The 12,403-nt window shown below is 35.7% G+C and carries 15 protein-coding genes; 6 read left to right on the top strand and 9 right to left on the bottom strand.

The genetic code is table 11. The features are described from left to right. Position 1 precedes the first annotated feature (1 nt). From KAS42_00615 to KAS42_00595, 5 genes are all read left to right on the top strand, one after another. On the top strand, positions 2–2,026 hold the full coding sequence (locus KAS42_00615) for a sodium-translocating pyrophosphatase (GenBank protein ID MCK4904736.1): 2,025 nt from the start codon (positions 2–4) through the stop codon (positions 2,024–2,026). Between the two features lie 42 nt (positions 2,027–2,068). Further along, positions 2,069–2,224 (top strand): DUF933 domain-containing protein, encoded by a 156-nt coding sequence (locus KAS42_00610; protein ID MCK4904735.1) that lies wholly within the window; start codon positions 2,069–2,071, stop codon positions 2,222–2,224. Between the two features lie 164 nt (positions 2,225–2,388). Next, a complete protein-coding gene (gene rpsF / locus KAS42_00605; protein MCK4904734.1) occupies positions 2,389–2,670 on the top strand; it encodes a 30S ribosomal protein S6 in 282 nt (93 codons plus the stop codon). A 27-nt stretch (positions 2,671–2,697) separates the two neighbouring features. After that, positions 2,698–3,150: a single-stranded DNA-binding protein gene (locus KAS42_00600; GenBank protein ID MCK4904733.1), complete on the top strand. Its 453-nt coding sequence runs from the start codon at positions 2,698–2,700 to the stop codon at positions 3,148–3,150. A gap of 102 nt (positions 3,151–3,252) precedes the next feature. After that, positions 3,253–3,465 carry a 30S ribosomal protein S18 gene (locus tag KAS42_00595; GenBank protein MCK4904732.1) on the top strand — a complete coding sequence of 71 codons (213 nt, stop codon included), beginning with the start codon at positions 3,253–3,255 and terminating at the stop codon, positions 3,463–3,465. A 933-nt stretch (positions 3,466–4,398) separates the two neighbouring features. On the opposite strand, the gene KAS42_00590 is transcribed toward KAS42_00595, so the two are convergent. From KAS42_00590 to KAS42_00550, 9 genes are all read right to left on the bottom strand, one after another. Continuing rightward, positions 4,399–5,466, bottom strand: a complete 1,068-nt coding sequence (locus tag KAS42_00590; GenBank protein MCK4904731.1) for an MCE family protein — start codon at positions 5,464–5,466, stop codon at positions 4,399–4,401. After that, a complete protein-coding gene (locus KAS42_00585) occupies positions 5,453–6,262 on the bottom strand; it encodes an ABC transporter ATP-binding protein (GenBank protein MCK4904730.1) in 810 nt (269 codons plus the stop codon). The genes KAS42_00590 and KAS42_00585 overlap by 14 nt, the downstream gene beginning before the upstream one ends. A 71-nt stretch (positions 6,263–6,333) precedes the next feature. Then, positions 6,334–7,128, bottom strand: coding sequence for an ABC transporter permease (locus tag KAS42_00580; protein ID MCK4904729.1), 795 nt, complete (start codon positions 7,126–7,128; stop codon positions 6,334–6,336). Positions 7,129–7,196: 68 nt separating this feature from the next. Further along, on the bottom strand, positions 7,197–7,502 hold the full coding sequence (locus tag KAS42_00575; GenBank protein ID MCK4904728.1) for an STAS domain-containing protein: 306 nt from the start codon (positions 7,500–7,502) through the stop codon (positions 7,197–7,199). A gap of 52 nt (positions 7,503–7,554) precedes the next feature. Then, positions 7,555–9,258, bottom strand: coding sequence for a SpoIIE family protein phosphatase (locus KAS42_00570; GenBank protein MCK4904727.1), 1,704 nt, complete (start codon positions 9,256–9,258; stop codon positions 7,555–7,557). Positions 9,259–9,710: 452 nt separating this feature from the next. Beyond that, the gene (locus tag KAS42_00565) at positions 9,711–9,980 is read right to left on the bottom strand and encodes a helix-turn-helix domain-containing protein (GenBank protein MCK4904726.1); all 270 of its coding nucleotides are present in this window, start codon (positions 9,978–9,980) and stop codon (positions 9,711–9,713) included. A 296-nt stretch (positions 9,981–10,276) separates the two neighbouring features. Beyond that, positions 10,277–10,477 (bottom strand): hypothetical protein, encoded by a 201-nt coding sequence (locus KAS42_00560; protein MCK4904725.1) that lies wholly within the window; start codon positions 10,475–10,477, stop codon positions 10,277–10,279. A 14-nt stretch (positions 10,478–10,491) separates the two neighbouring features. Beyond that, positions 10,492–11,142: an HAD family phosphatase gene (locus KAS42_00555; protein ID MCK4904724.1), complete on the bottom strand. Its 651-nt coding sequence runs from the start codon at positions 11,140–11,142 to the stop codon at positions 10,492–10,494. Between the two features lie 130 nt (positions 11,143–11,272). Beyond that, entirely contained in the window at positions 11,273–12,079 is an 807-nt protein-coding gene (locus KAS42_00550; protein ID MCK4904723.1) for a Fic family protein, read from the bottom strand. 102 nt (positions 12,080–12,181) lie between these two features. Between KAS42_00550 and KAS42_00545 the strand changes: the two genes are divergently transcribed. Continuing rightward, positions 12,182–12,367 (top strand): hypothetical protein, encoded by a 186-nt coding sequence (locus KAS42_00545; GenBank protein MCK4904722.1) that lies wholly within the window; start codon positions 12,182–12,184, stop codon positions 12,365–12,367. Positions 12,368–12,403: the final 36 nt, after the last annotated feature.

Raw genomic sequence — 12,403 nt, 5'->3', positions numbered from 1 at the left:
TATTTTTGCAAGTGCTTTAGCTTTAATAATAGTCGTATTTTTCGCACTGAATATCTTAAAGAAATCCAGTGGGGATGAGAAGATGAAAGAGATATCTCTTATGATACAAGAGGGCGCAAGGATCTTCTTAAAGAGAGAATATCAGACTGTTGCTTTGGTAGTAATTGCTATCGCAATTATTTTTTCTATTATGCCCTATATAAGCCAAAGTATAGGCGAAGAAATAAATATAAAAACCGCTATAACTTTTATAATAGGAGCTATATGTTCGGCATTGGCGGGCTACATTGGGATGAGTATTGCCACTCGGACTAATGCAAAAACAACACACGCAGCAAAGAAAGGATTAACACCTGCTCTTCAGATTTCTTTCTCCGGCGGCGCAGTTATGGGTTTAACTGTAGTTGGACTTGGATTGTTAGGTCTTTTCGCGGTCTATAAAATTGTTGGCGATAATATATCGGCAATAAACGGATATGCTATGGGAGCTTCTCTGCTTGCTTTATTTGCCCGTTCAGGAGGTGGAATATATACAAAAGGCGCAGATATGGGAGCTGACCTGGTAGGTAAAGTAGAAGCCGGTATACCCGAAGATGACCCCAGAAATCCTGCGGTTATTGCAGATAATGTCGGAGACAATGTTGGCGATATAGCGGGAATGGGAGCTGATTTATTGGAATCATACGTAGAATCAATAATAGCTACTATTGCCATTGGTTATGCTTTATTTATAAGTGGTCAGGTGGGTAAAGATATAATATTTTTGCCTTTTGCTATTGCTTCTTGGGGTATTATCGCATCTATTGTGGGAATATTATGGGTAAGATTTGCTCCGGTCAATAACGCTCAAAAATCTTTAAATGCGGGAGTGTATATTGCCAATATCGTTATGGCATTAGGTTCGTTTTTTATAATTAAGCACGTAGGTCTAACATACGGAACTTATGGTGTTATGGGACCTTTTTGGGCGATGCTTGCAGGTTTGGTTACAGGTATTATCATTGCAGGAGTAAGCGAATACTACAGTTCTCCTCATTTTAATCCTGTAAAACGTTTAGCTGAATCCGCGCAAAGTGGCCCTGCCATAGTGGTGGTAGGAGGATTATCAATAGGAATGATTTCATCCTTGGTTCCGGTTGTTTGTATAGCAGCCGCTACAATATTGGGGTTTAAAATGGCAGGAATGTACGGCATAGCAATAGGTGCTTTAGGAATGCTTTCTACTCTCGGGATTACACTGGCGGTTGATTCCTATGGTCCTGTTGCGGACAACGCAGGCGGAATTGCCGAAATGACTCAGCAGGACGCAAGCGTAAGAGAAGTTACAGATCAGCTTGACAGTGTGGGAAATACAACAGCGGCAATAGGTAAAGGATTTGCCATAGGTTCGGCTGCTTTCTCGGCGCTTGGACTTATTACGGCATATATAGCAACATTGAGTCGTTTTGCTGAAGGTAGGATAGTATTAGATATATCTGACCCCAAAATACTTTCAGGTTTATTAATCGGAGGTATGATTCCTTTTGTTTTCGCTGCACTACTTGCAGGCGGAGTAGGCAAGATTGCAAACAAAATAATAGATGAAGTCAGAAGACAGTTCAAAGAAATCAAAGGTTTAATGGAAGGAAAAGCAAAGCCGGATTCTTCTCTATGTATAGATATTGCAACTAAAGGCGCGCTTGCAAGTATGATGGGGCCGGGTCTTATGGTGATAGTAGCCCCTGTTGTAGTTGGATTTTTCTTGGGGCCGCTTGCTTTGGGCGGGTTTCTGGTAGGTTCACTTGTTACAGGGTTACCACTAGCAATCCAGATGGCAAATTCAGGTGCAGCGCTTGATAATGCAAAGAAATATATTGAAGAAGGGAATTTCGGAGGCAAAGGCACATTGGCACATAAAGCCTCAGTTGTCGGAGATACCGTTGGCGACCCGCTTAAAGATACAATGGGGCCATCAATCAATATATTGGTAAAATTAATGTCCGTGATATCTTTAGTGCTTGCGCCGTTATTTGCAAGATTTTTGTAAAAAAAAGAAGAGTGTAGCAGGGAGCTGAAAATCTAGGACAGCTTGAAAAAGCTCGTCAATATCTGCTATAATAGCTTCAGTTTTATCACTTTTTGTACTATAGCGAACGAGAAAGCATTGTCTTGGGCTGTTATGAGGGAAACTACCGCCATAGAATCTGCCGGTAAAATTCATATAGAAATAGAAAAGATTTTATAAAAATAGCTGTTGTTGTGTTTAACGAGTTTTTGTTTAAAGTAAAATTCTATAGAAGGCAAAGACTATTTAGTAAATGATGTTGGCATACTTTATTTTAGCTTTGATTAATCATCCCCCCTACATTTCTGTGAAATGTGGAAGGGGGGACTAACGCGGAGATAAAAATGCGAAAATATGAAATTGTGTTTATTTTTCATCCGGATCTTGAAGAAGACAGGATGAAAAAAAGAATAGAAGATGTGGAAAAATATATTGTTTCTCAGAAAGGCAAGACAGGAAAAATTAAGGACGCTATTAGAGAAAAACTACCGTATCCTATAAAGAAATCTTCGGAAGGGCTGTATGTCATATTTGATTTCGAAATGCCACCGACAGCGATTGATGAACTAAAGAAAAAATTCTTAAAGGATGAAAACATTTTAAGATATACTGTGATAAAGAAATAAACTTACACGCAAAAAGGAGATTGTTACATGCCAAATTATAATAAAGTTTTTTTAATGGGCAATTTAACCAGAGATCCTGAACTTCGATTTACCACTTCGGGCGCTCCGGTTACAAATTTGAGATTGGCTATAAACAGAGTCTATACAAACGGAACAGGCGAAAGAAAAGAAGAAGTTTGTTTCCTTACAGTTGTTGTCTGGGGAAAACAGGCTGAAAGTTGCGCCGAATATCTGGCCAAGGGAAGACCCGTATTTGTTGAGGGCAGACTTAGAACGCGAAGTATTCCGAGCCAAAATGAAGAAGAAAGACCCAAAACAGTTCTGGAAATAATAGCGGACAGAGTTCAATTCCTGGGTAGTAGACCCAAGACCGATTCTGTTGACTCTGGTCAAGAAAAATCTAAACATGAAGATATAATAGAAGCACATACCGAAGAAAAAGAAAAAGAAAAAGAAGAAGAAAAAGAGGAAATAGCCTAAAGAGTTATTCCGAAAACAAGGAGATAGAAATTGTCTAAGGCGTCTATAAGAAAGAAGAAAAAAATACAGGCAGACAGGGATTCTAACAAGAAACTCAGAGAAATGTTTGCAAGAAAAAAGGTATGCAAATTCTGTGTGAAAAAGTTAAAAGAAGTCGATTATAAAGACGCGACCTTCCTGAAAAATTTCATGGCCGAAAGCGGCAGGATACTTCCCAGAAAGAACACCGGAAATTGTGCTAAACATCAACGCATGACAGCAAATGCCATTAAAAAATCGCGAAATGCAGGATTTCTTCCATTTATGAATAGGTAAGGGTAGTAAATAGTAAACGATCCATCCTAGTTTTGTTTGGGGAAATGGAGAATAAAATTATAGGGACAAATAAAATCAAGATTGGCGGGCAAGCAATCCCCCCTACATTTCTGCGAAATGTAACAGGGGGGACTCCGCACTCCAACGGAAGTGCTACGGGGGGGACTTCGCACTTTTCTAATTTCCGGTAAAATCAGGAAAGTGCTTCGGGTAATTGTAATTGGTAATTAATCTTTCTATATCAAAAAACAAAAGAGTAGGGGAGAAATATCTTTCCTACTCTTTTGTCATTTTTATCCCTGCAGTCTAAAAAATATAATTGAGTGATAAAAAACGACCAAAGAGATTGGCGTGTTTCTATTCCTAATTTCCTCCTCAAAATAAAAGCCGGATAAATGTCATTAAACTATTGGTATACGGTCAACGAAGCCAGAATTTACGGTACTAAATAAAGGTTCTATCAGGATACTGCATAAATTCTGGCATCCTAACCGGATTATTGTAAAGCTCGAGGAAGATGAAGAAAAAGAAATCGCATTCAAGCAATTCGGGAACGGTTACACTTATGAGGTGATTGAAGTTATGCAGTGTTTGAAAGAGGGCAAAACCGAAAGTGAAATTATGGATTTTAATACAGGTATTACTATTATGAGTACAATGAACAGGATACGCAAACAGTAGAATTTGGTATATCCGGGGGATCCCCCAATTGGTTTATAGTCTTTAGTCTGCAGTTGATACTTGATAACTGATAATTGCCAGTAGAGAGTAAACCCCCTATGCTTTCATACGAAAGCAAGACTAGGGGGCAAATAGCTGAAAGCTATCTTCTGTCCCCCCTACATTTTTCCCTTAGAAATCGCAAAGCGATTTCAAGGACTTGGTCCCGGAAATCTTTTAGATTTCTCGGGGTCAAAATGTAACAGGGGGGATCTATCGACCAAACGGTTTTCTTTTTGGTGTCCGTCTCTTGTTTTGAGTTGTCAGTTCTTTTGTTGATTTTTGTATGCTTTTTAAATTCTGTATTAGAGCGCGGATTTCTTCCAATTCCTCATCAGAAATTTTTTCGTTGTTTTCGTTTAGTGTTATAAGATTCTTTTCGGCTTCTTTTAGTCTTATAATAGCATCCTGCAATGCATATTTCTCAACATCCTGTTCTTTGGATTTCCATATAGCTTTCCAAGGATTACGTTTTAGGTCGGCTGAGAGAATATAAAGGTTATCTGTTATTGATTCTATATTTGTCGTAATACTTTTTATAGATTTTCTATTTTCGGCGAGTATATTTTCCGCATTTTCGGTTATTCCAACCATATTCTCTGTTATCTGGTCTATCTTTTTGATCTGTTCGGCGTTTGTCATCTCAGCAACATTTGAAAGCACTGTATTCATTTTTTCCGTAATTTCTCCGAGGTCTTCGTTTAAAGATTGGGTGATTTCGTTTATATTGGAAATGATGGCTTCAATCTTATCCTTGTTGTCGGCAAAGGTTTCTGAAACTATAGCTACATTTTTAAGAGTTTTATCGAGATTATCCAAACTTGAAGTTATCTTATCGCTCTTGACTAAATCCTGTATACTGGTCACGACGTCTTCTATTTGTTGAGCGATACCAGCGTCGTTTCCCATAACCGTCTTGCCTGCTTCTACAATTTCTCCCTGACCCGGAGTTATCTCTATATAAGCTTCTCCCATTACTGAAGCCCCGATTTTAATAATTGAATCTTTTCTTATATTTATACCTTTTTCTAATTGTAGGGTTATATATACATTATCCTTTTCGTCTACGCTCAGATTTGAGACTTTACCAGACTGAACCCCTGCATAATAAACCGGACTGTTGGTTTTTATTCCTCTGGCGTGAGTGAATCTTGCTATAATTTCTTTTTTAGGTTGCATGGATTCTTTGAAATCACCTGCCTTAAAAATGAAAGCAAGGAATAAAAAAATACATCCCAAAACAAATATTCCAGCTACAATCTCGTTTCTATCGTATTTCATCTTTTCTCACTCCTTCCAATAGGTCTTCATAGAAATCTTTACTTGATACTCTCAAAGGTATTGGTCCGTCTGCAAGTCCTTGAATGAACTGTTGGACAAATTTATCCTTCGAATTTTTTACTTCTTCGGGTGTTCCCTGAGCAATAACTTCGCCCTTATATAACATAACGATTCTATGCGCAGTTCTATATGCGCTAGCCATATCGTGTGTGATAATGACTGAGGTCATATTCATTTTTTGATTAAGCTCTACAATTAATTCGTCGATTACTGCGGTCATAATAGGATCAAGCCCGCTTGTTGGTTCATCGTAAAAAAGCACTTCCGGGTCAAGAGCTATTGCTCTTGCAAGAGCAACTCTTTTTTGCATTCCACCCGAAAGCTGGGACGGCATTAAGGTATGAAAATCTCTTAATCCTACAAGTTCTAATTTTACTTTCACCATTATATCTATAACCGACTCTGCTATATCGGAATGTTCCCTTATGAGAAGCGCAACATTTTCTCCTACCGTGAGAGAATTATAAAGCGCACCGTTTTGGAAAAGGATTCCGAATCTTTTCCGTATCTCATCCATCCTTGTTTCATCTTTTAAGCCGACTAACTCTGTCCCGAAAAACTTTAAACTTCCCGAATCAGGTTGGTGTACGTTGATAAGGCATCTAAGAAGCGTGGATTTACCACAACCACTACCACCGATTATAATCAGCCGTTCTCCTTTGTAAACGTCTAAATTGATATTTTTAAGCACGGTTCTGCCGTTAAAAATTTTGGACAGATTCCTGACAGAAATCACTATCTCTTTTTTTTGCTCTTTTTCGTCTTCCATTTTTTCTATTACATTTTTTTAATAGTCATGCATTTCTATTAAAAAGTTTCAAGGTACATATTATAGAACAGAGAAAAAACTAAATTTGCTAGGATAATAAATATCATTGAAAATACAACGGAATTTGTTGTTTCCTTACCTACGCCTTCTGCTCCTCCTCTAACTTTAAATCCATAGTAACATGCTAAAGAGGCAATAATAAGTCCAAACACAAAGGATTTAATAAGTGTATACACTAAGATTTTAGTTTCAATTGCCTCAAAAGTAAGCTGCATATATAAAGATGGGCTAACACCCAATAATAATTTGCTGGTTAACATACCCCCTGTAATTCCGGCAATATCAGATATTATTACAAGACAGGGTAGAGCTATAGCTGTAGCTAAAACACGCGGCACAATCAAAAAATGAACAGGGTTTAGAGCTGAAGTTTCAAGAGCTATTAATTCTTCACTTACATTCATTGTCCCGATTTCTGCAGCGATTGATGCTCCTGCAAATCCGCTCATTACAAGCGCCGTTAAAAGTGCTCCGATTTCTCTAGTAATTGAAACGGCTATTATATTGGCTATCAAAGAAGGGACGCCAAAACGTACAAGAAGCGGTGACATTGCAACTACAAGTATCATTCCAACCAGAAAAAGCACAAGACAGATTATAGGTATAGCTCTGATTCCTACTCTGATAATTTGGAAAGAAGCGCTTCCTAATCTTATTCTCTTACCTTTAAATGGGGCAATGACTATCCAATACAAAATATCCCGAATTAAAAAGAAGAAATTGCTGACTTCTTTCAAAAATCCGAGTGTAGTTTTGCCTATAGTTCTAATCATAAATTTGTAATCCGTAAATTGTAATTAGTAATGTGTAAATATATCAATTGACAACCATTATTTTTAAGTTATCCAAACGTGAATATTTTATCCAAACGCGCAATCATAAAAATATCTTTGCAAGTTTCGTTTAAGTTTAAAAGCACAAGCGCTCCGCCGTATGCCTTCGTTATTTTTAAGCATTCGATAAAAGTGGCAATGGCAGAAGAATCCAAATAATCCACATCTTTCATATCTATGCGTATTTCTTTTATCTTTTTCTTGCTCAAATCTACTAAAACAACTCTTAACTCGTTTGAATTTTTAAATGTGATGCTGCCTTTTATTGCTACAGTTGCCTTGTCATCCGATTCGTCAACAATTTTAATATCCATTATACCCTCACTCTGTTTGGATTTCAGTGTAGCCGGTTTACCAGCTAACCCGCTAACTAATTACTTTCTTTATTAACCTTAGTTCGTTACCATCTTTTACCGGTAAGTACTCAACCGAATCCATAATTTCTTTCATGAAATGAATCCCTAACCCACCGGGTCTTATATCTTCTAAATTCCTGGATACGATTTTTTCCTCATCTACTTTTTTCCCGTAATCTCTCAAGAAAATTTTTAATACTTTACCTTCGCCTAACACGCTAACTTTAATTTTTCCTACTTCTTGTTCGTATGTATATTTTACAACATTTGAGAGCGCTTCCAAAACGGCAACTATAATTAAATTAATATCTTTTGTATTAAATCCAATTTTTCCTGCCATTTTTGAAATTATATCTTTAATTTTTTTCGTATGGTCGGCATCGGTAAACGTTATTATTTCCTCCTGCTCAAAACGATAATCGGGTAGGGGAGAGCGCAAGATACTTATCATCGTGATATCGTCGGGCTGACCTGTTGCTTTTAGGTGTTTATCTATTTCTTTTAAAAAGTCTCCTTTAAAATCATCCGACGCTCTATGTTTTTCTATTATGTTTTTTAACCCATCAATACCTAAAATTTTATTTTTCTCATTTTTTATATCCGTCAAGCCATCGGTTATAAGAACAATTCTTTCTGCTGGTTTTATCGTAAACTCTTGTGTTTTGAAATCAATCCCGTTTATTATTCCCACAGGAGGATTTTCGCTTCTTTTGAAAACATTAACATTTTCTATGCCGATAATAAACGGGGAAATATGTCCTGCATTAAATACTTTTATTTTTCCCGTTTTCAACTCTATTACAAGAAGAAGCAATGTTATAAACATGCCCCTTGAACTTCTTTCGAGTATTTGATTGTTTATTTTCTCCATTACTGTTAATTGGTTTTTTTCATTCTCGAGGAGAAATCGCAAATTAGAGCTCATTTTAGACATAAATAAAGCAGCAGGAATACCTTTACCGGAAACATCGGCAATATAAACGGCCATTTTGTTGTTTTTTAAAGGAACGATATCATAAAAATCTCCGCCTACTGCTTTTGCAGAAAGATAGAATGAATCAAAATGGTAATCTTTTGTATGTGGTATTTTTTTAGGAAGAAAATTCTGTTGTATTGACCGCGCATAATCCAAATCTGCCTGTATTTGCTGTTGTTCATTTCGGCTATTTATAAGTTTTTGGTTTCTTATAGCAATGGCGCTCAAATTACAGAAATGGGCAAATATTTCTGAGTCTTTCTTGGTAAATTTACCTTTTCTTTTATTTAGAACCTGAACTGTTCCAATTATACTTCCGTCAAAAGTTTTTAACGGCATACATAAATAAGAACGTGTTTTAAAACCGGATGTTTTGTCAAAAGAAGAATCGAATCTGGGGTCGTTATAAGGGTCGTTGATTATTAAACATTCTCCTGTCTTCGCAGCCCAACCACAAATTCCCTGTCCCAATTTGATGGATTTACTCTTAATGGTTTTTCCCGCTTCACCTCTAACAACTACAAACTGCAAATCTCCTGTTTTTTCGTCAATAAGCGTTAAAGATGATGTCTCAGCATTCATTATTTCTTCAGCCATTCTCATTATTACTTCAAGAAGGTTGTCAATATTTGTGGCGGAAACTATAATTTCGGCTACTTTAAGCAGTTTTGACAAATTTTGAATTGTTTGATGAGCTTCAGTCAGTTGTTTATTTGTAGATTTAGTATTTTTTGACATGATTGGCTTTAATTATATTGATTTGTATCCAATTAATCAAATTTTTCTGAAAAAACTCAAAAATACCGCTAAAATTGCATTTATAGACGATTTTAGGGATAGGGCAATATAAACCCTCGTGTTAAAAGCTATTTTTCTAAAATTTGGACATATATGGCCTTTTTTTAGTAAAGGATATTCTGTTGTGAAAATTCCTTTTATCTTTTTGGAAATTAAAAACTCCTCTTTAGAAAGTTCAAAGCTGTTTTTCCGAGTATTTTTTATCCACACTATCCACAATTGAGGAGAAATATGCAAAACATAAATAGTCGTAAGTCTATCTCATGCGATACTAACGTTACTTTACTTGATAACTATTATACGTTAAATTCACATCTGTGGATAAGTCGCCTTTCCATGTATTCAAGTTAACATAATATATCTTATGATAACTGACAATATAATGTAAATCTTTAAGCTTTAGGTTTTTTCATTAAAGCATTTTTATGGCTTTTCCACCATAGATTGTCGTTTTTATTTTCGGAGGAAGATTCTAAGTTTTCTAATATGCGTACAATTTTGTCCATTGACTTTCCACTAACGGTTTTTCCTTGTTCAAATCTCAAAATAGTCCTATAAGATACACCGGCGATTTTTGCAAAGTCATTTTGACTGATATTTAGCGTCATTCTTCTATTTTTAAAGTCTTTTTCGCTTATTTTTACTATTGTTTTATCTTTCATATTTAAAAACCGCATTGCTCAAAAGCCAAACCACTCAAATTTCGCTTTACAGAGGACTTTGACGATGAGGATGACTGATTATATGTCTTTTTTAAGAATTTTTGGGGTATTTTGCACATAACAAGTTTTTTAAATCTCTAACGGGGTTTACTCCGTTAGAGATAGGTCGCCATAAGGCGACCGTAAATTAAATTTAATATACAAATCCCACCTCGGAGGTGGGAATAGATATCGTCATTGACTTTCTCTTTTTATTTCTAAAGTATTGAGATAAATCATAACTTTTCTTTTAATCTCTAACGGGGTTTAGTGTGAATCTGGATAAACTTTTCTATTGAACGGTCATAGGTTTTTTCTACCTCATCAGGGAAATAACAAGCAGGCAACTCATTGTTTCTTCGATGATAACTTATACATTCACAGCAAATACCCTTTCGATTGCATGGTTCGTAAGTGCAATTGCATTTTTTCTTATTTTGAATAACTTTACATTCCATATTAAGCGCTTTTGTCAAGATTGTTCTTTAATAAATTGCTCAATTTTCTTCGCAGAAATTTTATCAATCAAAATATCGGCTTTTTTTAATCTTTCTTTAGGCAAAGTATGCGCAACGGCTATACATTTCATTGCAGCGTTTTTTGCCGATTCGATACCAACCGTAGAATCTTCAATAACAATACATTCTTGCGGCTTTAGGCCCATTCTTTCTGCTGCCAAGAGGTATATATCGGGTGCGGGTTTTGGATGTTTAATATCATTAATTGCAAGAACTGTCTTGAAATACTGCAGTATGTCGGTGTTTTCCAGAAGTGTTAATACAAATTTTCTATCTGAATTTGATGCTACAGAGAGCAGATAATCATTTTTAAAATGCGCAAGCACTTCTTTTGTTTCCGGAAACAGTTCTGCCTTTTTCTTTGCAAGCTCAACCAAAACGTTTAATTTTTCATCTTGTATTTGCCGTGTATCTAAATCTTTAGACATTGTTCCTTTTGCTTGCAGTTCTTCCAGGAATGCTTTATCGGAACGCCCTACCCCACTGTGGTCATCAGTAAGGAAAATATTTCTTGTCGCCAGTATCTGTCTCCACGCTTCCCTGTGCAGTTTTTCTGAGTCGCAGATAACCCCGTCAACATCAAATATTATTCCTTTTATAGACATATTTTTTCTCCATATTAAAAGAGGTTTGCATTTTAACAAAAGCATAGGATATTTTCAAAACACTTAAACGTGGAATATTTTTTAACGAGGGAGTAAAGACAAGGGCTAACAGTGTTAGGAAAATTAATGCTTAAGCTTTGTCTAAAAGAGTTGTAATTAGCTTGTTCAATGGGGTTCTATCTTTGTTGTCCGCACACGAAAGCGCTTTATAATATTCTTTTTTTTGGAATTCTATTTCTATATCTTTTTGGAACTGTTCTTTTAATTGGAGGCCAAGCAATAACCTTGCTACTCTGCCATTACCATCCAAAAACGGATGAATTACTAAAAATTGATGATGAAACTGAACTATTGCGTCTATTTTCTCTTCTTTAGTGCTATTTTGAAGTTTTTTTGATTTGTCGCACCACCACAATAATATGTTCTTTAACAAATATTCAACTTTATCTGCCGGCGGGGGTAAAAGACGAGGTTGTTTAGATTTTTCACTTTCTATACAAACTCTAACCTTTCTTATTTTCCCCGCAAGTTCATAATTTTCAGGGAATAAGGAACAATGAAGTTTTAAAAGCTTATTTAAAGTAAGATTTTCGGTTTGCAGATTTGAGGTTAATTTGTTTTCTTTTTTCTTGGCAATGGCATTTACAATTTCTGAATATTTATCCGCCAACAATATTGCCTTATCCAAATCGTTGTTGATTAGAAACTTAGTTAAGTTCTTTTGTATTTTTTTAAATTCTTTTGTAAGCTCTTGTGGCGTTTTAGTAATATCTTCAACTAAGATGTTTTTTTTATCGGATTTTTTAAATTCGTAGTAAAGGACAAGAAAATTTTCTCTTTGTTTTGCCTCGTTTATTCTTTTTTGCGCAATATAAACTACTATGCCAACTATCCAAGATGCAATTAATACGATAAACAAGCAATTGTATCTAATCATTATGGTGAATAATATCCTACTTTCTTTAATTATGCAATACAGTTTATATGGTAAAAATCCTAAAACTTATGATAAACTGCAGTTTGAAAGGAGAGATGCTATATGAAAAAAATACATCAGAAAAAATCGACAATGGTGCCGCAATTAACATCGGGGAAACTTATTCGATTGGCGATATTTGTGGTTTTAACCGCTACAGGTTTTGTTTTAAGCAATAATGGACATATAAGCAGTTTTGGGTGGGGATATACTTTCGGATTAGCAGGAATGGCTGTGTTGATAGGATAATCAAACAATTTCTAATTTCCAATTACTAATTCCTAA

The organism is bacterium (assembly GCA_023135785.1).
GTDB lineage: Bacteria > CAIJMQ01 > CAIJMQ01 > CAIJMQ01 > CAIJMQ01 > CAZNJA01.
The sequence above is the reverse complement of the archived record's forward strand: the minus strand, read 5'-3'. Positions and strand labels throughout refer to the sequence as shown.

What these genes read in the sequence shown, in the direction of transcription:
- rpsF (MCK4904734.1), top strand. Translation starts at nt 2,389, where the DNA reads ATGCGAAAATATGAAATTGTGTTTATTTTTCATCCGGATCTTGAAGAA.
- KAS42_00600 (MCK4904733.1), top strand. Translation starts at nt 2,698, where the DNA reads ATGCCAAATTATAATAAAGTTTTTTTAATGGGCAATTTAACCAGAGAT.
- KAS42_00595 (MCK4904732.1), top strand. Translation starts at nt 3,253, where the DNA reads ATGTTTGCAAGAAAAAAGGTATGCAAATTCTGTGTGAAAAAGTTAAAA.
- KAS42_00590 (MCK4904731.1), bottom strand. Translation starts at nt 5,466, where the DNA reads ATGAAATACGATAGAAACGAGATTGTAGCTGGAATATTTGTTTTGGGA.
- KAS42_00580 (MCK4904729.1), bottom strand. Translation starts at nt 7,128, where the DNA reads ATGATTAGAACTATAGGCAAAACTACACTCGGATTTTTGAAAGAAGTC.
- KAS42_00575 (MCK4904728.1), bottom strand. Translation starts at nt 7,502, where the DNA reads ATGGATATTAAAATTGTTGACGAATCGGATGACAAGGCAACTGTAGCA.
- KAS42_00570 (MCK4904727.1), bottom strand. Translation starts at nt 9,258, where the DNA reads ATGTCAAAAAATACTAAATCTACAAATAAACAACTGACTGAAGCTCAT.
- KAS42_00565 (MCK4904726.1), bottom strand. Translation starts at nt 9,980, where the DNA reads ATGAAAGATAAAACAATAGTAAAAATAAGCGAAAAAGACTTTAAAAAT.
- KAS42_00560 (MCK4904725.1), bottom strand. Translation starts at nt 10,477, where the DNA reads ATGGAATGTAAAGTTATTCAAAATAAGAAAAAATGCAATTGCACTTAC.
- KAS42_00555 (MCK4904724.1), bottom strand. Translation starts at nt 11,142, where the DNA reads ATGTCTATAAAAGGAATAATATTTGATGTTGACGGGGTTATCTGCGAC.
- KAS42_00550 (MCK4904723.1), bottom strand. Translation starts at nt 12,079, where the DNA reads ATGATTAGATACAATTGCTTGTTTATCGTATTAATTGCATCTTGGATA.
- KAS42_00545 (MCK4904722.1), top strand. Translation starts at nt 12,182, where the DNA reads ATGAAAAAAATACATCAGAAAAAATCGACAATGGTGCCGCAATTAACA.